The 20482-nt window shown below is 72.0% G+C and carries 16 protein-coding genes; 5 read left to right on the top strand and 11 right to left on the bottom strand.

The window, feature by feature from the left end; translation table 11 throughout:
* Nucleotides 1-4: 4 nt before the first annotated feature.
* A complete protein-coding gene (locus IG94_RS0121280) occupies nucleotides 5-1219 on the bottom strand; it encodes an acetate kinase (protein ID WP_031039223.1) in 1215 nt (404 codons plus the stop codon).
* On the bottom strand, nucleotides 1216-3339 hold the full coding sequence (gene pta / locus IG94_RS0121275) for a phosphate acetyltransferase (protein ID WP_031039220.1): 2124 nt from the start codon (nucleotides 3337-3339) through the stop codon (nucleotides 1216-1218). Before pta ends, IG94_RS0121280 begins: the two co-directional genes overlap by 4 nt.
* Before the next feature lie 245 nt (nucleotides 3340-3584).
* On the opposite strand from pta, the gene IG94_RS0121270 reads away from it, so the two are divergent.
* A complete protein-coding gene (locus tag IG94_RS0121270; RefSeq protein ID WP_031039217.1) occupies nucleotides 3585-4610 on the top strand; it encodes an ATP-dependent 6-phosphofructokinase in 1026 nt (341 codons plus the stop codon).
* A gap of 29 nt (nucleotides 4611-4639) precedes the next feature.
* Here the strand turns inward: IG94_RS0121270 and IG94_RS0121265 are convergent, their stop codons facing one another.
* The 6 genes from IG94_RS0121265 to IG94_RS0121240 form a co-directional block, all read right to left on the bottom strand.
* A complete protein-coding gene (locus tag IG94_RS0121265) occupies nucleotides 4640-5353 on the bottom strand; it encodes a helix-turn-helix domain-containing protein (RefSeq protein ID WP_031039214.1) in 714 nt (237 codons plus the stop codon).
* A 101-nt stretch (nucleotides 5354-5454) separates the two neighbouring features.
* Complete coding sequence (locus IG94_RS0121260) at nucleotides 5455-6369, bottom strand: carbohydrate ABC transporter permease (RefSeq protein WP_031039209.1); 915 nt, start codon at nucleotides 6367-6369, stop codon at nucleotides 5455-5457.
* Nucleotide 6370: 1 nt separating this feature from the next.
* On the bottom strand, nucleotides 6371-7315 hold the full coding sequence (locus IG94_RS0121255; RefSeq protein ID WP_031039205.1) for a carbohydrate ABC transporter permease: 945 nt from the start codon (nucleotides 7313-7315) through the stop codon (nucleotides 6371-6373).
* Nucleotides 7312-8682 (bottom strand): extracellular solute-binding protein, encoded by a 1371-nt coding sequence (locus tag IG94_RS0121250; protein ID WP_031039200.1) that lies wholly within the window; start codon nucleotides 8680-8682, stop codon nucleotides 7312-7314. Before IG94_RS0121250 ends, IG94_RS0121255 begins: the two co-directional genes overlap by 4 nt.
* A 143-nt stretch (nucleotides 8683-8825) precedes the next feature.
* On the bottom strand, nucleotides 8826-9527 hold the full coding sequence (locus IG94_RS0121245) for a response regulator (protein WP_031039196.1): 702 nt from the start codon (nucleotides 9525-9527) through the stop codon (nucleotides 8826-8828).
* A complete protein-coding gene (locus IG94_RS0121240; RefSeq protein ID WP_031039193.1) occupies nucleotides 9524-11350 on the bottom strand; it encodes a sensor histidine kinase in 1827 nt (608 codons plus the stop codon). The genes IG94_RS0121245 and IG94_RS0121240 overlap by 4 nt, the downstream gene beginning before the upstream one ends.
* 154 nt (nucleotides 11351-11504) lie before the next feature.
* Between IG94_RS0121240 and IG94_RS0121235 the strand changes: the two genes are divergently transcribed.
* The 4 genes from IG94_RS0121235 to IG94_RS0121220 all read left to right on the top strand — a co-directional run bounded on the left by IG94_RS0121235 (nucleotide 11505) and on the right by IG94_RS0121220 (nucleotide 16204).
* Nucleotides 11505-12902 (top strand): cation:dicarboxylate symporter family transporter, encoded by a 1398-nt coding sequence (locus IG94_RS0121235; RefSeq protein ID WP_031039190.1) that lies wholly within the window; start codon nucleotides 11505-11507, stop codon nucleotides 12900-12902.
* A gap of 179 nt (nucleotides 12903-13081) precedes the next feature.
* Nucleotides 13082-13480 (top strand): MerR family transcriptional regulator, encoded by a 399-nt coding sequence (locus IG94_RS0121230; protein ID WP_031039186.1) that lies wholly within the window; start codon nucleotides 13082-13084, stop codon nucleotides 13478-13480.
* Nucleotides 13481-13494: 14 nt separating this feature from the next.
* A complete protein-coding gene (locus IG94_RS0121225) occupies nucleotides 13495-13809 on the top strand; it encodes a thioredoxin family protein (protein WP_043484245.1) in 315 nt (104 codons plus the stop codon).
* Nucleotides 13810-13939: 130 nt separating this feature from the next.
* Nucleotides 13940-16204: a HelD family protein gene (locus tag IG94_RS0121220; RefSeq protein WP_031039179.1), complete on the top strand. Its 2265-nt coding sequence runs from the start codon at nucleotides 13940-13942 to the stop codon at nucleotides 16202-16204.
* Nucleotides 16205-16235: 31 nt separating this feature from the next.
* Here IG94_RS0121220 and glgB read toward each other — a convergent pair whose 3' ends face one another.
* From glgB to IG94_RS0121205, 3 genes are all read right to left on the bottom strand, one after another.
* Complete coding sequence (gene glgB / locus IG94_RS0121215; RefSeq protein ID WP_078892380.1) at nucleotides 16236-18608, bottom strand: 1,4-alpha-glucan branching enzyme; 2373 nt, start codon at nucleotides 18606-18608, stop codon at nucleotides 16236-16238.
* Nucleotides 18609-18648: 40 nt separating this feature from the next.
* On the bottom strand, nucleotides 18649-20049 hold the full coding sequence (locus IG94_RS0121210) for a maltokinase N-terminal cap-like domain-containing protein (protein ID WP_031039174.1): 1401 nt from the start codon (nucleotides 20047-20049) through the stop codon (nucleotides 18649-18651).
* 102 nt (nucleotides 20050-20151) lie between these two features.
* The coding region (locus IG94_RS0121205) for an alpha-glucosidase C-terminal domain-containing protein (RefSeq protein ID WP_211269684.1) at nucleotides 20152-20482 on the bottom strand (331 nt) is incomplete at its 5' end.

The following is a 20482-nucleotide window of genomic DNA, read 5'->3' as shown; positions in this document are numbered from 1 at the left end:
CCGCTCAGGTGAGATTCCCCGAATCGTTTACCAGCGCGTAGGTCTGTGTCGCGATCTCCATTTCCTCGTCCGTCGGCACCACCGCCACCGCCACCCGCGCGTGTGCGGGCGAGATCAGCCGGGCCCCGTCCCCGCGTACGGCGTTCAGCTCTCCGTCCACCGCCAGGCCGAACCCCTCCAGGCCCGCCACGGCCGCCTCGCGCACCGGCGCCGAGTTCTCCCCGACCCCGGCCGTGAAGGCCACCGCGTCCACGCGGCCGAGAACGGCGGAATAGGCGCCGATGTACTTCTTCAGCCGGTGAATGTAGATGTCGAACGCCAGCCGCGCCCGCTCGTCCCCGGCGTCCACCCGGCGGCGGATCTCCCGCATGTCGTTGTCGCCGCACAGCCCGATCAGACCGCTCCTCTTGTTGAGGAGAGTGTCGATCTCGTCGGCGGACATTTCACCAACACGCATCAAATGGAAGATGACGGCCGGGTCCATGTCTCCCGAGCGCGTACCCATCACGAGCCCCTCCAAGGGCGTCAGCCCCATGGAGGTGTCCACGCACCGGCCGCCGCGCACCGCCGAGGCCGAGGCCCCGTTGCCGAGGTGCAGCACGATCACGTTCACGTCCTCGGGCGCCCGGCCGAGGAGCCGCGCCGTCTCGCGCGAGACGTACGCGTGCGAGGTGCCATGGAAGCCGTAGCGCCTGACGCGGTGCGCGTCGGCGGTCTCCACGTCGATCGCGTAGCGGGCCGCGGACTCCGGCATCGTCGTGTGGAAGGCCGTGTCGAAGACGGCGACCTGCGGCAGGTCCGGGCGCAGCTGCTGCGCGGTGCGGATGCCGGTCAGGTTGGCCGGGTTGTGCAGCGGGGCGACCGGGATGAGCCGCTCGATCTCGGCGAGTACGGCGTCGTCGACCACGGTCGGCTCCGTGAACCGCCGGCCGCCGTGCACCACGCGGTGGCCGATCGCTGCCAGCTCGGGCGAGTCCAGGCCGAGGCCGTCCCCGGCCAGCTCGGCCGCGACCGCCTTCAGCGCGGCGTCGTGGTCGGCGACCGGCCCGGACCACTCGCGGCTCCCGCCGCCCGCCGGCGTGTGCTTCAGCCGCGAGGTCTCCTCACCGATCCGCTCGACCAGGCCCACCGCGAGCCGGTCGCCGCCGTGCATGTCGATCAGCTGGTACTTCACCGACGAGGAGCCGGAGTTGAGGACGAGGACACGGGTGCCGTTCACAGGTCGGACGCCTTCTCGGTGGGGGACTGCCCGGTCGGGGGCTGCCCGGCCGGGGACTGCTGGGCCTGGATCGCCGTGATGGCGACGGTGTTGACGATGTCCTGGACGAGCGCGCCCCGGGACAGGTCGTTGACCGGCTTGCGCAGTCCCTGGAGCACCGGGCCGACCGCGACGGCGCCGGCCGAGCGCTGCACGGCCTTGTACGTGTTGTTGCCGGTGTTCAGGTCGGGGAAGACCAGCACACTGGCCTGCCCCGCGACCGCCGAGCCGGGCAGCTTGGTCGCGGCCACCGACGGCTCGACCGCGGCGTCGTACTGGATCGGCCCCTCGATCCTGAGGTCCGGGCGGCGCGCCCGCACCAGCTCCGTCGCCTCGCGCACCTTGTCGACGTCCGCGCCCGAGCCGGACGTGCCGGTGGAGTACGACAGCATCGCGATCCGCGGGTCCACCCCGAACCGCGCCGCCGTCGCCGCCGACTGGGTCGCGATGTCGGCGAGCTGCTCGGCGTCCGGGTCGGGGTTGACCGCGCAGTCGCCGTAGACCAGGACCTTGTCGGCCAGGCACATGAAGAAGACGGACGAGACGATCGCCGCGTCCGGCTTCGTCTTGATGATCTCGAAGGCCGGCCGGATGGTCGCCGCCGTCGAGTGCACGGACCCCGACACCATGCCGTCGGCGAACCCCTCCTGCACCATCAGCGTGCCGAAGTAGTTCACGTCGCTGACCACGTCGTACGCCAGTTCCGCCGTCACGCCCTTGTGGGCCCGCAGCTCGGCGTACTTCTCCGCGAAGGAGTCCCGCAGCTCGCTGGTGGCCGGGTCGATCAGCTCGGCGCCGGCGAGGTCGATGCCCAGGTCGGCGGCCTTCTTGCGGATCTGCTCGGCCGGGCCGAGCAGCGTCAGCTCGCACACGCCCCGGCGCAGCAGCACCTCCGCCGCGTGCAGCACCCGCTCCTCGGTGCCCTCCGGCAGGACGACCCGGCGCAGGTCGGAGCGGGCCTGTTCGAGCAGCGTGTGCTCGAACATCATCGGCGTGACGCGGTCGCTGCTCGGCGCGGAGACCCGCCGGCTCAGCCCGGCGGTGTCGACGTGCCGCTCGAACAGGCCGAGGGCGGTCTCCGCCTTGCGCGGAGTGGCCGCGCCCAGCTTGCCCTCCAGGGAGAACAGCCGCTCGGCGGTGGGGAAGCTGTTGCCGGTCACCGAGAGCACCGGCGTGCCCGGGGCGAGGCGGGCGGCCAGGGTGAGGACGCCCTCGCCGGGCACCTCGTCCAGGGTCAGCAGGACGCCGGCTATCGGCGGGGTGCCGGCGCTGTGCGCGGCCAGCGAGCCGACCACCAGGTCGGCGCGGTCGCCCGGCGTGATCACCAGGCAGCCCGGGGTCAGGGCGGCCAGCAGGTTGGGCAGCATGGCCCCGCCGAACACGAAGTCCAGCGCGTCGCGGGCCAGCCCGGAGTCGTCGCCCAAGACCACCTCGGCGTCCAGGGCGTGCGCGATCTGGGAGACGGTCGGCGCGGACAGGGCGGGCTCGTCCGGCACCACCCAGCACGGCACCGGAAGGCGGTCGGTCAGCCGCTCGGCGATCACGTCCCGGTCCTCGCGGGCGACCCGGTTGGTCACCATGGCCAGGACGTCGCAGCCCAGGGTGTCGTAGGCGCGGAAGGCGTTGACGGTCTCGGCGAGCACGGACTCCGCGGTCTGCTTGCGGCCGCCCACGACGGGGACGACCGAGGCGCCGAACTCGTTGGCGAGCCGCGCGTTCAGCGACAGCTCGTCCGGGAACTGGGTGTCTGCGTAGTCGGTGCCCAGGACGAGCACCACGTCGTAGTCGCGGGCGACCAGGTGGAAACGGCCGACCAGCGCGGACACCAGTTCGTCCGTGCCCTCTTCGGCCTGGAGCGCGGAGGCCTGCTGGTAGTCCATGCCGTAGACCGTCGAGGGGTCCTGCGCGAGCCGGTAGCGGGAGCGCAGCAGCTCGAACAGCCGGTCGGGCCCGTCGTGCACCAGGGGGCGGAAGACGCCGACCCGGTCGACCTGCCGGGTGAGGAGTTCCATCACCCCCAGTTCGACGACCTGGCGGCCGTCGCCGCGGTCGATGCCGGTCACGTACACGCTGCGCGTCACGCGTGCTCTCCGTTTCGTCGGGTGGCGGCTGTTCCGTGTGCGTCCAGTGGCGGCCGTCCCGTGCACGGGGATCGCCCGCCGGGGTGAGCGGAACCCTCTTGACAATACCTTCGGCGATGGATAAGGCGCCCGTCAGCACCGGATGCTCACCGGCCTCTCTCCGGCACCGTGGACCACCGCCCCGCGGGCCATGGAACAATTGGACCGGCTCACAGGTGCCCACAGCGAGCAGGAGACACAGCACGATGCGTATCGGAGTTCTCACCGCAGGCGGCGACTGCCCCGGCCTGAACGCAGTGATCCGGTCGGTCGTGCACCGAGCGGTCGACAACTACGGCGACGAGGTCATCGGCTTCGAGGACGGCTACGCGGGCCTGCTGGACGGCCGCTACCGCACCCTCGACCTCAACGCGGTCAGCGGCATCCTCGCCCGCGGCGGCACCATCCTGGGCTCCTCCCGCCTGGAGCGCGACCGGCTCCGCGAGGCCTGCGAGAACGCCTCGGACATGATCCAGAACTTCGGCATCGACGCGCTGATCCCGATCGGCGGCGAGGGCACCCTCACGGCGGCCCGGATGCTGTCCGACGCTGGGCTGCCGGTGGTCGGTGTGCCGAAGACGATCGACAACGACATCTCCTCCACCGACCGCACCTTCGGCTTCGACACCGCCGTCGGCGTGGCCACCGAGGCGATGGACCGCCTCAAGACCACCGCCGAGTCCCACCAGCGCGTCATGGTCGTCGAGGTCATGGGCCGGCACGCCGGCTGGATCGCCCTGGAGTCCGGCATGGCCGCCGGCGCCCACGGCATCTGCCTGCCCGAGCGCCCCTTCGACCCGGCCGACCTGGTCAAGATGGTCGAGGAGCGGTTCGCCCGCGGCAAGAAGTTCGCCGTCGTCTGCGTCGCCGAGGGCGCCCACCCCGCCCAGGGCTCCATGGACTACGGCAAGGGCGCCATAGACAAGTTCGGCCACGAGCGCTTCCAGGGCATCGGCACCGCCCTCGCCTACGAGCTGGAGCGCCGGCTCGGCAAGGAGGCCAAGCCGGTCATCCTCGGCCACGTCCAGCGCGGCGGCGTGCCGACCGCGTACGACAGGGTGCTCGCCACCCGCTTCGGCTGGCACGCGGTGGAGGCCGCGCACCGGGGCGACTTCGGCCGGATGACCGCGCTGCGCGGCACCGACGTCGTGATGGTGCCGCTGGCGGAGGCCGTCACCGAGCTGAAGACGGTCCCCAAGGACCGCATGGACGAGGCGGAGTCGGTCTTCTAGCCCCGGTTGTGTGACCGTCCGTGCGGCGCCTACGGGTGTTTCTCCACCGCCGACCAGAAGTGCTCCACGATCCGGTCCAGGAAGTCGCGGCCGCCGGCGGCGGAGTCGGCGGTGCCGCCGCCCCAGCCGAGGGTGCTGCTCATGCGGCCCTGGTAGTCCTGGTGCAGCACCTGCAGAACGTTCTCCAGGACGCGCCGGTCCAGCGGGGCCAGCTTGGCGATCGGGCGCACACAGCCCTGCCAGCGGGTGGTCACGGCGCTGGTCAGCAGGTCGGCGAGCTTCTCCTCCCGGCCCATGACGACCACGAAGTCGGGCATCGTCAGGCCGAGCGCGTCGGCCAGCAGCGCGGACTGGCGGTCGGTGCCGTGCCAGTCGTCCGCCTCCTCCATCCGCTGGTAGGCGGCGAGCCCCAGCCCCACGGCCCGCGCGACGTCCTCCGGCGCCAGGCCGCGGGCCACCCGGTGCTCGCGCAGCGACTGCGGCCGGCCGATCAGCTCGCCCGGCGAGCACCACAGCATCCCGGCGAGCGCCGTCAGCTCCGGGCCCCGGGGCGAGACCGTCCCCCGCTCCCAGGCGGCGACGAGGTCCGGGGTGACGTACGGCAGCCCGTACGAGACCTGGATGCCGTGGGCGACGTGTTCGGGCCGCATGTTGAGGGCGGCGCGCAGCCGGCGCGCGGCGAGGGCGTTGAACGGGGGACCCGACTGGCTCGGGCCTGGTGAGGGTCGGCGCACGCGCCACACCGTAGGGGTACGGGACGCCGCTGGCTACGGACTGTTCGGCCAGCGATACGTGTTGTAGGAACATACGGAGGGCGGGTGAGGGGAGGGGGCCGGCCTCGTGCTCACCCCTTCACGGCGCCGCCCAGCGCGAACCCGCCGCCGAGCCGCCGCGAGATCAGCACGTACAGCAGCACGACCGGCGTCGAGTAGACGATCGAGAACGCCGCCAGCTGCCCGTACGCCACCATGCCCCGGTTGCCGAAGAAGTCGTTGATGCTGACGGAGGCGGGCATCTGGTCCGGGGAGAGCAGCAGCATGAAGGGGACGAAGAAGTTCCCCCACATCATCACGAACGAGAACACCGTCACCACCGCCACTCCGGGGCCCATCAGCGGCAGCACGATCCGCAGCAGCGACTGGAACGACGACGCGCCGTCCGTCCACGCCGCCTCCTCCAGCTCCTTGGGCACGCCGTCCATGAAGTTCTTCATCAGCCAGATTGCGAAGGGCAGTTGCGAGGCGGCGAAGAAGAAGATCGTCCCCTGCATGGTGTCGATCATGTTCACGCGCACGAACAGCGCGTAGACCGGCACCATGATCGCCGTGATGGGGAGGCTGGTCGCGAAGAGGACGGTCAGCAGGAACGGGCGGTTCAGACGGGAGCGGAAACGGGAGAGCGGGTACGCCGCGAGCGCCGCGCACACCACCGTCAGCAGCGTCGCGCCGCCGCACAGGATCAGGCTGTTGAGCAGCGGGGTGAAGGTGATCTCGGGGGTGAGGATCGCGTCGAAGTTGTCCAGCGTCAGCCCGTCGGGGACCTTCACGCGCAGGCTCGCGTGCGGGTCCAGGGCGGACAGCACGACCCAGGCCAGCGGGAGCACGAAGGCCGCGGCCACCACGAGCAGCCCGGCGTCGGCGGCGGCCCGGCGCCGGTTGCGCCGGGAGGCAGGGGTGGTGCGGCGGGGTGCGGTGGACGTCCGGGACGTCCCGGACGGTCCGGAGGTCCCGGGTGTTCGGGGCGTGAGCGTGTCCGCCATGTCAGACCTCCGTGCGCAGCAGGCGCAGATACACGACCGAGAACAGCGAACCGATCAGCAACAGCAGCAGGGCCACCGCCGTGCCGTAGCCGATCAGGCTGTTCTGGAAGGCCTGTTCGTACATGAACAGCGGCAGCGTCTGGCTCTTGCCGCTCGGACCGCCCCGCGTCATCACCCAGATCAGTCCGAAGACCGAGAGGGTCTGGAGGGTGTTGAGCATCAGGTTGGTGCCGATGGAGCGCCGGATCATCGGCAGCGTGACGTGCCACATGCGGCGCCAGCCGCTCGCGCCGTCCACCTCGGCGGCCTCGGTGACCTCCTTGGGGATCTCGTTCAGCGCGGCCGAGTACACCAGCATCGAGAAGGCCGTGCCCCGCCACACGTTGGCGAAGGACACCGCCAGGATCGGCAGCGTGAACAGCCAGTTCTGGGACGGCAGATGGAGCCAGTCCAGAACGGCGTTCAGGGTGCCCTCGCGGCGGAAGAAGGCGTAGAGCAGGAAGCCCGCCACGACCTCGGGCAGCACCCAGGCCGTGACAACGATGCCACCGGTGAGCGTGCGGACCGGTTTCGAGGCGCGCTGCATCAGCGAGGCCAGCGCGAGGCCCAGGGTGTTCTGCCCGATCAGCGACGACAGCACCGTGAACACCAGGGTCAGCCATACGGCGTTGAGGAACGCCTCGTCCCTGAAGGCCCGGGTGAAGTTGTCGAAGCCGACGAAGGACTCCTCGGCCTGACCGGTGAGCTGCAGGTCGGTGAAGGCGATGACCACGCAGTAGACGATCGGGCCGGCCAGGAAGAGCAGCAGCAGGACGACGGCGGGGGAGACGGGCAGGGCGCGCAGGAGGGAGCGGCGTGCGGTGCCGGGATGGGCGCCGGAGTCCGGGGGCGGCGGGGCCTTGCGGACCTCCGGCTCCGCCTGCGGCGGCGGGGTGGTCGCGGTCACTTGGAGGTCACCTGGTTGTCGGTGGCGTCCTTGAGCGCCTCGTCGTAGCCGCTCGCGGCCTCCGCGACCGACGTGTCGCCGGTCGTCACGCCCTCCATCGCCTCCTGGATCGCGACGGACACCTTCGGGTACGCCGGGTAGGCGGGCCGGAAGTGGGTGTCGGCGACGAGGTCGGTGAAGAACTTGATGCCGGGCTGCGCGGAGACGTACGAGGGGTCCTTGGCGACGTCGTCGCGGACCGAGATGCCGGAGTTGGCGATGTACCACTTCTGGGCGTTCGCCTTGGACTGCATCGTCTTGACGAACTCGAAGGCCAGGTCCGGGTTGCCCGCCTTGGCCGGCACGGACCAGGCCCAGCCGCCGGACATGCTCACCCGGCCCGGCGCCTGCCCGTTCTGCGTGGGCATGGCCGCGAGCCCCAGCTCCTTCGGCCACTCGGGCCACTCGTGTCCGCTGCCCTCCAGCCAGTCCTGCGGCAGCCAGGAGCCGTCGAGCGCGATGCCGAGCTTGCCCTGCGGGAGCAGCTCTCCGCGGATCTTGGTGGAGAAGTTGGGGTCGAGCGCGTCGGAGACCTCCGGGCCGAGCTTCTCCTTGTACACGCTCTCCACGAAGGCGAGGGAGTCCTCGAACCCCTGCCCCGCCGTGATCCACTTCTTGCCGCTCTTGTCGTACAGCGGGTCCGCGGACCCGTCGCCCGTGCCGTACAGCAGCATCTCGAAGCCCTGCATGGCGGCCATCTCACCGGCGGGCTTGCCCGTGTAGACGTTGAGCGGCGTGACGCCGGGGACCTTCTCCTTGATGGTGCGGGCGGCGTCGAGGACCTCGGCCCAGGTCTTCGGCTGCCAGTCGGCGGGCAGGCCGGCCTTGGCGAACACGTCCTTGCTGAACCACAGCCCGCGGGTGTCCGTGCCGTCCGGCACGCCGTACGTCTTGCCGTCCTCGCCCTCGACGGCGGACTTCGCCGTGTCGATGAACTGGTCCCAGTCCTTCCACTGCGCGAGGTAGTCGTCGAGCGGCTTCAGGTACCCGCTGGTGATGTCGGAGTTGATGAGGAAGGTGTCCTCGTAGACCACGTCCGGGGCGGTCTTGGGGGAGCGGAGCATCTGCTGGAGCTTGGTGTAGTACTCCGCGTCCGGCGCCTTGATGGGGACGAGTTCGACCTTCTTCCCCGGGTTGGCCTTCTCGAACTGCCTCTTGATGTCGGCGAGGTAGGTGTCCATCACCTTGACGGAGTTGTCCGTCGACTGCTTGAAGGAGACCTTCACCGTGTCCGGATCGCTGCCGGAGCCGCTGCCGCAGCCGGCGAGTGCGGTGGAGGCGAGCGCGGTGATGGTGAACAGGGCGGTGAACCTGATGGCGGGACGCACGGGCACGACCTCCTACGGGCACGACACTGTGGCCGGGACGGCTGCTCGGTGAACGTAAGAGGGGCGGTCTGTTCAGGTCAATGAGCGTGCGGTGGACAACCTGTGTTCATCACCGCGGCGCGGGCGCGGTGAGCGGCCCGCTCTCACCGGTCCCGTTCGGGCTTCCGCGCCCACCGGTACACCAGTTCCGGCCGCCCCACCTGGCCGTACTGCGGGCTCCGGCCCGCCCGGCCCGCGTTCACCAGGTGCTCCAGGTAGCGGCGGGCCGTGATGCGCGAGATGCCCACCGCCTCGGCCACCCCGGCCGCCGTGAGGCCCTCCTGCGAGCCGCGCAGGGTGGCGGTGACCCGTTCGAGGGTCGGGCCGCTCAGGCCCTTCGGCAGGGCGGCCGGGCCCGGGGCGCGCAGGGCCGCCAGGGCGCGGTCCACCTCGTCCTGGCCGCTCGCCTCGCCCGCGGCGCCCCGGAACTCGGCGTAGCGCACCAGGCGGTCGCGCAGGGTGGCGAAGGTGAACGGCTTCAGCACGTACTGCACGACGCCCAGCGACACGCCCTCGCGCACCACGGCCAGGTCCCGCGCCGACGTCACCGCTATCACGTCGGTGTGGTGCCCCGCCGCCCGCAGCGAGCGTGCCAGCTGCAACCCGTGCACGTCCGGCAGGTGCAGGTCGAGCAGGAGCAGGTCCACCGGCGTGCGGTCCAGCAGCCGCCGGGCCTCCGCGCCGGTGTGCGCCTTGCCGACGGCCGTGAACCCCGGCACCCGGCCGACGTAGAGCACGTGCGCGTCGGCGGCGACCGGGTCGTCCTCGACGACCAGGACCCGGATGGGCTGTGCGGCGGCGCTCACGCGGCACCCCCGTCTTGCGGTCCGCCGGTCGGGGCGGTCGGCGTGGTCGGCGTCGCCGGGTCGGCACCGGCGCTGCCCAGCGGCAGCCGAGCCTCGAAGCGGGCGCCGCCGCCCTCCGCGTCCGTCACGCTCAGGGTGCCGCCGTGGCGCCGCACCGCCTGCCGCACCAGGGCGAGGCCCAGGCCGCGCCCGCCCTCGTCGGCCGGCTTCGTCGAGTAGCCCCGCTCGAAGACCAGGTCCGCGTGGGCGGGGTCGACCCCGGCACCGGTGTCCGACACCCGCAGCACCAGCTCGGAGCGGCCTCCCTCGGCCGTTCCCGAACCACCCACCGCCCCCTGCGCGCCCAGCGTTTCGGCGCCCGCCGCCTGCGTACCCGCCCCCTCCGCCTCGGCGCCCGCCGTCTTCGCGCCCGCTGCCTCGGCGCCCGCCGCCTCCGCGCTCGCCTTCCCCGTGCCCACCCGCTCCGTGTACGCCGCCACCGCCACCCGGGACGGCACCGCGCCCTGGGCCGCGTCCACCGCGTTGTCCACCAGGTTGCCCAGGATCGTCACCAGGTCCCGGGCGGGCAGCGACGGCGGCAGCAGTCCGTCGTCCAGCCGGCTCTCCTGCGACACCACCAGCTCCACTCCCCGCTCGTTGGCCTGCGCCGTCTTGCCGAGCAGCAGCGCCGCCAGCACCGGCTCGCCCACCGCCGCCACCACCTGGTCGGTGAGCGCCTGCGCCAGTTCCAGTTCCGCCGTGGCGAAGTCCACGGCCTCCTCCGCGCGTCCCAGCTCGATCAGCGAGACCACCGTGTGCAGCCGGTTCGCCGCCTCGTGCGCCTGCGAGCGCAGCGCCTGCGAGAAACCCCGCTCGGAGTTCAGCTCGCCCGTCAGCGACTGCAGTTCGGTCACGTCCCGCAGCGTCACCACCGTGCCGCGCCGCTCACCGCCGGAGACCGGCGAGGTGTTCACCACCAGCACCCGCTCCGCCGCCAGGTGCACCTCGTCCACCCGCGGCTCCGACGCCAGCAGCGCCCCCGTCAGCTGCGACGGCAGACCCAGTTCCGCGACCGAGGCGCCCACCACGTCACCGGTCACCCCGAGCAGCTCCCGTCCACCGTCGTTGATCAGCGCGACCCGGTACTGCCCGTCCAGCATCAGCAGCCCCTCGCGCACCGCGTGCAGCGCCGCCTGATGGTAGTCGTGCATCCGGCTCAGTTCGTCCGCGTTCATCCCGTGCGTGTGCCGGCGCAGCCGCGCGTTGATCACGTACGTGCCGACCGCGCCGAGCAGCAGCGCCCCGGCCGCCACCCCCGTCAGCGCCGCCAGCTGCTCCCGGGCCCGCTTGCTGATCTCCTCCACCTTGATCCCGGCGCTCACCAGACCGACCACCCGCTCGCCGTCCTTGATCGGCGTCACCGCCCGCACCGAGGGCCCGAGCGTGCCCGTGTAGGTCTCCGTGAAGGTGCCGCCCCGCTGCGCGCGGTCGATGTGCCCCTGGAAGGGATGGCCGATTTGCTTCGGGTCGGGATGGGTCCAGCGGATGCCCCGCGGGTTCATGATCGTCACGAAGTCCACGTCCGTGTCCTGCATGACCCGGACCGCGTACGGCTGCAGCAGCGCCGACGGGTCCGGGGTGCGGACCGCCTCCGCCACCGACGGCGAGTCGGCGATCGCCAGCGCAACCGCCCTGGCCTGACGCCCGGCGGCCGCCTGGGCCTGCCCGCGGTCGCTGATGTAGCTGAACAGCGCGTATCCCACCACGACGACCGCTATCAGGACGGCCTGCATGGCGAAGAGCTGCCCGGCGAGGCTCCGGGGTCTCGGGAGGGGGAGGCGCATGCCGCCAGTCTCCCCCCTGGCTGGATTGTGAACTAAATGAACGCAAGGGTGACCGCGCTCACACGCCGCGAGATAGTCACCCCATCCCCTGATAAACACCCCGGACGTGAGCCGCACGCCGGTGATGCCGACGACGTCGTCAAGGAGGGCCGCCGTGACCAGCAACGCCGCTACGGCACCTGCCGCACCCAAGGTCAAGCGCGATCGCACGCACTATCTCTACATCGCGGTGATCATCGCGGTCGTCCTCGGTATCGCGGTCGGCCTGCTCGCACCGGATTTCGCGACCGAGCTGAAGCCGCTGGGCGAAGGCTTCGTGAACCTGATCAAGATGATGATCTCGCCGATCATCTTCTGCACGATCGTGCTGGGCATCGGATCGGTCCGCAAGGCCGCCAAGGTCGGCGCCGTCGGCGGTATCGCCCTGGTCTACTTCTTCGTGATGTCCCTGGTGGCGCTCGCCATCGGCCTGATCGTCGGCAACATCCTCGACCCGGGCACGGGCCTCGCGGTCACCGACGCCGTCAAGGACACCGGCCAGGCGCAGGTCGACGCCGAGGCCAAGGGCACCACCGAGTTCCTGCTCGGCATCATCCCGACGACGATGGTCTCGGCGTTCACCGAGGGCGAGGTCCTGCAGACCCTGCTGATCGCCCTGCTGGCCGGCTTCGCCCTGCAGGCCATGGGCAACGCCGGGCAGCCCGTCCTGCGCGGCATCGAGCACATCCAGCGGCTGGTCTTCCGCGTCCTCGCGATGATCATGTGGGCCGCGCCGATCGGCGCCTTCGGTGCCATCGCCGCCGTCACCGGCTCGGCCGGCCTCGAAGCGCTTAAGAGCCTGGCCGTGCTGATGCTCGGCTTCTACGTGACCTGCGTCCTCTTCCTCATCCTGGTGCTGGGCACGCTGCTGCGCGTCATCGCCGGCGTCAGCGTCTTCTCGCTCTTCAAGTACCTGGGCCGCGAGTTCCTGCTGATCCTGTCCACCTCCTCCTCGGAGTCGGCGCTGCCGCGTCTGATCGCGAAGATGGAGCACCTGGGCGTCAGCAAGCCGGTGGTCGGCATCACGGTCCCGACCGGCTACTCGTTCAACCTCGACGGCACCATGATCTACATGACCATGGCCTCGCTGTTCATCTCGGACGCCATGGGTACGCCGATGTCGATCGGTGAGCAGATCCCGCTGCTGCTCTTCCTGCTGGTCGCCTCCAAGGGCGCCGCCGGTGTCTCGGGCGCCGGTCTGGCCACGCTGGCCGGCGGCCTCCAGTCGCACAAGCCCGCCCTCGTGGACGGCATCGGCCTGATCGTCGGCATCGACCGCTTCATGAGCGAGGCCCGCGCCCTGACCAACTTCGGCGGCAACGCCGTGGCCACCGTCCTGATCGGCACCTGGACCAAGGAGATCGACAAGGACCGGGTCAACGAGGTGCTCGCGGGCCGGGCGCCGTTCGACGAGAAGACCCTGCTGGACGACCACCACGGTGCCGACGACACCGACGCCGACTCCGGGGAACTCCCCGAGGCGGGCGGCGAGAAGGAACTGGCGAAGACCTGACGTTCCCGGGTTCCCCCCCGCACGCCGGGCGGCTGAGGTGCTCCCCCCGTTGCTCAGCCGCCCGGTCACCGAGAAACCCCGCGCTCGTGGCGCGGGGTTTCTCGTGCGTCCCGCCTCGCCGTCTCGTCCTGCTCTGCCGTCTTGCCTTGACGCCCGCGTCAAGGCTTACCTTCGTCGGTATGCGAATCGGCGAGCTGGCCGCACGGGCCGGGACCACGACGCGGACGCTGCGGTACTACGAGTCACGGGGCCTGCTGCCCGCGCGGCGCGCCGGCAACGGGTACCGGACCTACGACGACGGCGACCTGAAGCTGCTGCGGCAGATCATGACGCTGCAGGACTTCGGGTTCGACCTGGAGGAGACCCGCCCCTTCGTGGAGTGCCTGCGCGCCGGGCATCCCGAGGGCGACTCCTGCCCGGCCTCGCTCGGGGTCTACCGGCGCAAGCTGGCGGAGCTGGACGCGCTGATCGAGCAGCTCTCGTCGGTGCGGACGCAGGTGGGTGCGCAGCTGGCGCGGGCCGAGGCGGCGGTTCCGGGGGGTCCGGAGCCGAAATGTGAATTCGGAGGAGACGCATGACGACGGTCGAAGGGGTGGCGGAGGTCACGGACGCGGATTTCGGCACCGAGGTCCTCGGCAGCGAACTGCCCGTCCTTGTGGAGTTCACCGCGGACTGGTGCCCGCCGTGCCGGCAGATGGTGCCGGTGCTCGGCGCCCTCGCCCAGGAGGAGGCCGACCGGTTCCGGGTGGTGCAGCTGAACGTCGACCGGAACCCGGCCACGACCAACGCCTACAAGGTGCTGTCGATGCCGACGTTCATGGTGTTCCGCGACGGTGAGCCGGTGAAGTCGATGGTGGGCGCCATGGCGAAGCGGCGGCTCCTCGCGGAGCTGGCCGACGTCGTCTGACCCGCGCGGAACCGGCGCGGGACACAAGAAATCCCCCGAGCAATTGCGCTCGGGGGATTTCTCTGCGTATATTCGGTGATTCGTGACTTCAAACAGAGGCAGTCACAAAGAAGTGCAGTGAGCACAGTATATCCGGGCGGGAGTGGAATTGTCAAACACCGAATTGCCGGACGATGAATTGCGACACGAGCAGGAATTCGTCGACGGGCTGTACGCGCGCGTGGACGCGCTGCGCGGCGACGCCGAGGTGGCGGTGACGGACGCGCTCGCCCAGGGGAGCACCCCGCAGCAGGCCAAGCTGGAGCGGGACATCCTGGTCGCCGAGCGCTCGGGACTGCTCGCCGCGCTCAACGCGGTGGACGGCTCCCTCTGCTTCGGCCGGATCGACCTGGCCTCCGGGGACGGCCACCACATCGGCCGGATCGGGCTGCGCGCGGACGACCCGGAACGCACCCCGGTCCTCATCGACTGGCGGGCCGACGTGGCCCGCCCCTTCTACCTGGCGACCGGCCACACCCCGATGGGTCTGCGCCGCCGCCGGCACATCACCAGCGACGGCCGCCGGGTCACCGCGCTGCACGACGAGATCCTCGACCTCGGCGACGAGACCCGCACCGGTCACGAGGACCCGTCGGGCGACGCCGTGCTGCTGGCCGCGCTGAACTCCGCGCGCACCGGCCGCATGGGCGACATCGTGCAGACCATCCAGGCCGACCAGGACCGCATCATCCGCGCCCCGCACCGCGGTGTGCTGGTCGTCGAGGGCGGTCCCGGCACCGGCAAGACCGCCGTCGCGCTGCACCGCGCCGCCTACCTCCTCTACGAGCACCGCGAGCTGCTCGCCAAGCGCGCCGTCCTCATCGTCGGCCCCAACCCGGCCTTCCTCGGCTACATCGGCGAGGTGCTGCCCTCGCTCGGCGAGACCGGTGTGCTGCTGTCCACCGTCGCCGAGCTGTTCCCCGGCGTGCGGGCCACGGCGGCGGACCTGCCCGCGGCGGCGGCCGTGAAGGGCCGCGCCGACATGGCCGACGTGCTCGCCGAGGTGGTCCGCGACCGGCAGACGCTGCCCGACCCGGTGATCGCGATCGAGCACGACCGCGACGTCCTCATGCTGGACGACGACCTGGTCAACGTCGCCCGGGAGCGCACCCGCGCCGCGAAGCTGCCGCACAACGCGGCCCGCGAGCACTTCGAGGGCCACATCCTCAACACCCTCACCGACATGGTCGCCGAGCGCATCGGCACCGACCCCTACGACGGCGGCAACCTCCTCGACCCCAGCGACATCACCCAGATCCGCGACGAACTCGCCGAGAACCCCGAGGTCTGGGCGGCGATCGACCAGCTCTGGCCCCGGCTCACCCCGCAGCGCCTGGTCGCCGGCTTCCTGGCCGCCCCCGAGGCCTTCCTGCCGGCCCGGGACGCCGCCGCCGTCCGCCGCCCGGTCACCCGGCGCTGGACCGTCGCCGACGTGCCACTGCTGGACGAGGCGGCCGAACTGCTCGGCGTGGACGACCGGGTCGCCCGCTCCCGGGCGGAACGCGAGCGGGAGGAGCAGATCGCCTACGCACAGGGCGTCCTCGACGTGTCGTACGCGTCGCGGACCTACGAGTTCGAGGACAAGGACGAGGAGGAATCCGAGGTCCTGCTCGCCCACGACATCATCGACGCCGAGCGTTTCGCCGAACGCCAGGAGGAGGACGACCACCGCAGCGCCGCCGAACGCGCCGCGGCCGACCGCACCTGGGCCTTCGGGCACATCATCGTGGACGAGGCGCAGGAGCTGTCCCCGATGGCGTGGCGGCTGCTGATGCGGCGCTGCCCGACCCGCTCGATGACCCTGGTCGGCGACCCGGCCCAGACCGCGGAGGCGGCCGGCGTCGGCTCCTGGTCGAAGATCCTCGCCCCCTACGTCGAGGACCGCTGGGAGCACACCCGCCTCGGGGTCAACTACCGCACCCCGGCCGAGATCATGGACCTGGCGGCGTCCGTCGTCCGCGCCGACGACCCGGACTTCGCCCCGCCGAGTTCGGTACGGTCCACCGGCGTACGCCCCTGGATCCGCGCCACCGGCGACCTCCCGGCCGCCGTCGCCGTGGCCGCCCGCGAACTGACCCCGGACGAGGGCCGCCTCGCGGTCATCGCCCCGCGCGAACTCCACCGGGCGCTCGCGGCCCGCCTGGACGGCGTGAGCGCGGACGCCGAGCCGGACCTGACCCACCGCGTGGTCCTCCTGGACCCGCGTCAGTCCAAGGGCCTGGAGTTCGACTCCGTCCTGGTCGTCGAGCCCGGCCGCTACGGCACCAGCGACCTCTACGTGGCCCTCACCCGCGCCACCCAGCACCTCGGCATCCTGCACACCGAGCCGCTGCCGAGGGGGCTTCGACAGGACTGAGAGGACTGAGTGGGAGCCGCACCCTGCCGTCTCAGGCCGGGCGCAGCCACACCGTGGCCAGGGGCGGCAGGGTCAGTCGGATGCTCGCCGGGCGGCCGTGCCACCCCTGGGGCTCCGGCTTGACCGGGTCCGGGTTCCCCGCGTCGCCGCCGCCGTAGCGGGCGGCGTCGGTGTTGAGGACCTCGTGCCAGGCGGGGACGTCGGCGGGGACGCCGAGGCGGTAGTCGGAGCGGACGACCGGGGCGAAGTTCGACACCGCGAGCAGCGGCGTGCCGTCGGCGTCCAGGCGGAGGAACGCGAGCACGTTGTCCTCGGCGGCGTCCCCCACGACCCAGGAGAAACCCGAGGGGTGGGTGTCGCGCTGCCACAGCGCCGGTGTGTCCCGGTAGACGCCGTTCAGGTCCGACCACTCGGCGCCCTGCGCGAACTCCTGCCCCATGAAGAGGAGTTGCTTGCCGGGGTGGGCCCACATGAAGGCGAGGTAGGCGCGTTCGTTCGCGCGCTGCTGCCACCAGTCGCCGGGCATCTTCGACACCAGGGACTTCTTGCCGTGCACCACCTCGTCGTGGGAGATCGGCAGCACGTAGTTCTCGCTGTACGCGTACACCATGGAGAAGGTCATCTCCCCGTGGTGGTACCGGCGGTGCACCGGCTCGTGGCTCATGTACTCCAGCGAGTCGTGCATCCAGCCCATGTTCCACTTCAGCCCGAAGCCGAGCCCGCCGAACCCGCTCGGGCCCTCGTGGTGCGTGGCCCGCGTGACCCCGTCCCAGGCCGTGGACTCCTCGGCCACGGTGACGACGCCGGGCACCCGGCGGTAGACGGTCGCGTTCATCTCCTGGAGGAAGGCCACCGCGTCCAGGTTCTCCCGGCCGCCGCGCTCGTTCGGCGTCCACTGGCCCGCCTCGCGCGAGTAGTCCAGGTAGAGCATGGAGGCGACCGCGTCGACGCGCAGCCCGTCGATGTGGAACTCCTCGCACCAGTACACGGCGTTGGCGACCAGGAAGTTGCGCACCTCGCGGCGCCCGAAGTCGAACTCCAGCGTCCCCCAGTCCGGGTGCGCGGCCCGCTGCGGGTCGGAGTGCTCGTACAGCGGGCGCCCGTCGAACTCGGCCAGCGCCCAGTCGTCGCGCGGGAAGTGCGCCGGCACCCAGTCCATCAGGACGCCGATGCCGGCCCGGTGCAGCCGGTCCACCAGGTACCTGAAGTCGTCCGGGTCGCCGAGCCGGGCCGTGGGCGCGTAGAAGCCGGTGACCTGGTAGCCCCACGAGCCGCCGAAGGGGTGCTCGGCGACCGGCATCAGCTCGACGTGCGTGAAGCCCAGGTCGGCCACGTAGGCGGGGAGCTGCTCAGCCAGTTCGCGGTAGGTCAGCCCCGGCCGCCAGGAGGGCAGGTGGACCTCGTACACCGACAGCGGGGCCTCGTGCGCGGGCCGGTCCGCGCGGCGGGCCAGCCACTCGGCGTCCCCCCACGTGTACTCCGAGACGTGGACGACGGAGGAGGTGGCCGGCGGGACCTCCGTGCGGCGGGCCAGCGGGTCCGCGCGGAAGGTGCGGGAGCCGTCGGGCCGGGTGATCTCGAACTTGTACAGCTCGCCCGCGCCGACACCGGGCAGGAACAGCTCCCACACGCCGGTCGAGCCGAGGGAGCGCATCGGGTGACCGGTGCCGTCCCAGAAGTTGAAGCCGCCGGCCACCCGGACGCCGCGCGCGTTCGGCGCCCACACCGCGAACCGGGTGCCCGCGACGCCCCCGTGGACCGTCGGGTGCGCGCCGAGCGCCTGCCAGAGCTGCTCGTGCCGCCCCTCGGCGATCAGGTGCAGGTCCAGGTCGCCCAGCGCGGGCAGGAAGCGGTACGGGTCCTCGACCTCCTGTACCGACCCGTCGTACGTCACCAGGAGCCGGTGCGACGGCACCTCGCGCAGCGGTACGAGCCCGGAGAAGAAGCCGTCGCCGTCGTCGTGCAGCTCGATGCGCAGGTCGCCGGAGCGGACGCTCACCGCCAGGGCGTACGGCCGGAAGGCCCGGAAGGCGACCCCGCCGGGCACGCGGTGGGCGCCGAGCACGGAGTGCGGGTCGTGGTGGGCGCCGGCGAGCAGGCGCTCCCGGTCGGCGGCGTCCAGGGAGGGGGAGGAGGCCGCGACCGCGACCTCGGGGGAGGCTGCGGGGCCTCTTCCGGGCGCGGCCTCCTGCGCCGGCTCCCTCGGGGGCGCCCCGGCCGTCCTCGCCGCGGGGTTCTTCGCCGCGGGGCTCTGCTTCGGGGTCGTTTTCGCGGCCGTTCCCGCGGCCGACTTCCGGGTCGTGTTCTTGGCCGTGTTCTTGGCCGTGTTCTTGGGCGTCTTCGTGGTCTTCTTCGCGGCCTTCTTCTTCGGTTCGGAACCGCTGGACGAGGGGCGGGGGGTCACGGGCGGAGCCTCCTGGGCGACGGGGGACCGGACGGGGAGGTCATGCCGGTTCGGGTTCGGGCGCGCTGAGGCGGCGCACGGCGGCGAGGGGCACCGGGAGCCAGTCGGGGCGGTGCCGGGCCTCGTACAGCACCTCGTAGACCGCCTTGTCCGTCTCGTAGGCGCGCAGCAGCACCGGGTCCGTGCGCGGGTCGTGGCCGCCCGCCTCCGCGTACCCGGCGCAGTACGCCGCCCGGCAGGCCGCGGCCCAGCCGGGCACCGGGGCGTCGGCCGAGTGCTCCGCGTAGTCGAAGGACCGCAGCATCCCGGCGACGTCCCGCACCGGCGGCTGCGGCAGCCGCCGCTCGGCCAGCGGCTTCGCGGGCTCCCCCTCGAAGTCGATCAGCGACCACTCGCCGCCGGGGGAACGCAGGCACTGGCCGAGGTGCAGGTCCCCGTGGATCCGCTGGGCGGTCCAGGTGCGGCCCTCGGCGGCCAGGTCCGCCAGCGCGGTGAACGCCGTACTCAGCGCGGGCGCGTACGGACCGAGCAGCGGTACGGCCCGCGCGGCCTGTGCCAGCCGTTCGGCCATGCCGTCGGCGAGCCGCCGCACCGCACCCTGGCCGAGGGTGACCGTCGGCAGCGCGCGGGCCAGCGCGGTGTGCACCTCGGCGGTGGCCCGGCCGAGCGCCCGCGCCTCGGCGGTGAAGTCCTCACCCCCGGCCGGCTCGCGCAGCGCCAGCTCCCAGCCGTCGGCCGCGTCCCGCACGTACGGCTGGAGCACGCCCAGCACCCAGGTGCGGTCGTCCAGGTCGGCCGTCAGCCAGCCGGCCGGCGCCGGTACGCGGGGGCAGCCCTCGCGGGCCAGCGCGAGCGGCAGCTCCAGGTCGGGGTTGACGCCGGGCACGGCCCGCCGCAGCAGCTTGAGGATGAACGTATCTCCGTACACGACGGAGGAGTTGGACTGCTCGGCGGTCAGCAGCCGAGGCTCCAGACCGGCGGGTATCTCCTGCTCCGGGTCCCGCTCGAAGCGGAGCCCGCCGATCCTGGCCCCGGTGCGCAGCGCCTCCAGAAGCACCTCGGCGGGCCGGGTGTCGTACAGGGCGTCATAGGCGGTGCGTCCGGCATCCGGGCCCTCGGTCAGATGTCCGATCAGCGCGGGCGCCAGCCGGGGCGGCAGCGCCTCGCGCGTGCCTATGAGGAGCTGGTAGCAGTCGCCGGGCTCCTCCGGCGCGCCCGGCGCCGGGGCGGACTGCTGCCGGGTGCGGACCAGGACGTGGTGCAGGCCCAGGCGGGAGCCGGCCGGAAGCAGCTCGGTCGCGGCGACCAGCGAGAAGCCGGTGACGGGACGCCCCTTGCCCGCGAACCAGCGCTGGCGCGGCAGCCACTGACGCAGCAGCGGATCGAGTGAGGCGAGGAGGCCCGGCGGGCTCGGGACGGTGCGTATGACGGCTTCCGGCATGGCGTCGCGTCCTTTCCCCGGAGAGGTCGGGGTGGTTACTGATGCGTGCCCCGGGCGGCGCGGCGGAAACCGCACTGCGGGCGGGGACAGGGACTACAGGGACTAAGGGGCGTCCTTGCGCAGCCGGAACCAGTAGAAGCCGTGACCGCCGAGGGTCAGCAGGTACGGCAGGTCGCCGACCGGCGGGAAGCGGACCCCGCCGAACAGCTCGACCGGGTGCCGTCCGCCGAAGGCGCTGAGATCCAGCTCGGTGGGCTGCGCGAACCGGGAGAAGTTGTTCACGCACAGGACCAGGTCGTCCGCTCCTTCCCCGTTCGCGGGGGCCTCGCGCAGGAAGGCGAGGACGGCGGGGTTGGAGGAGGGCAGTTCGGTGTAGGTGCCGAGGCCGAAGGCGGGGTTCTGCTTGCGGATCTCGATCATGCGTCGGGTCCAG

Source organism: Streptomyces olivaceus, assembly GCF_000721235.1.
GTDB lineage: Bacteria > Actinomycetota > Actinomycetes > Streptomycetales > Streptomycetaceae > Streptomyces > Streptomyces olivaceus.
Note: the sequence above shows the minus strand (reverse complement) of the source record. Positions and strands in the feature narration are given on the sequence as shown.

Coding starts and splice junctions, on each gene's coding strand:
- IG94_RS0121240 (WP_031039193.1), bottom strand. CDS start 11,350: ATGCGCCTCCCCCTCCCGAGACCCCGGAGCCTCGCCGGGCAGCTCTTC.
- IG94_RS0121270 (WP_031039217.1), top strand. CDS start 3,585: ATGCGTATCGGAGTTCTCACCGCAGGCGGCGACTGCCCCGGCCTGAAC.
- IG94_RS0121230 (WP_031039186.1), top strand. CDS start 13,082: ATGCGAATCGGCGAGCTGGCCGCACGGGCCGGGACCACGACGCGGACG.
- IG94_RS0121210 (WP_031039174.1), bottom strand. CDS start 20,049: ATGCCGGAAGCCGTCATACGCACCGTCCCGAGCCCGCCGGGCCTCCTC.
- IG94_RS0121260 (WP_031039209.1), bottom strand. CDS start 6,369: ATGGCGGACACGCTCACGCCCCGAACACCCGGGACCTCCGGACCGTCC.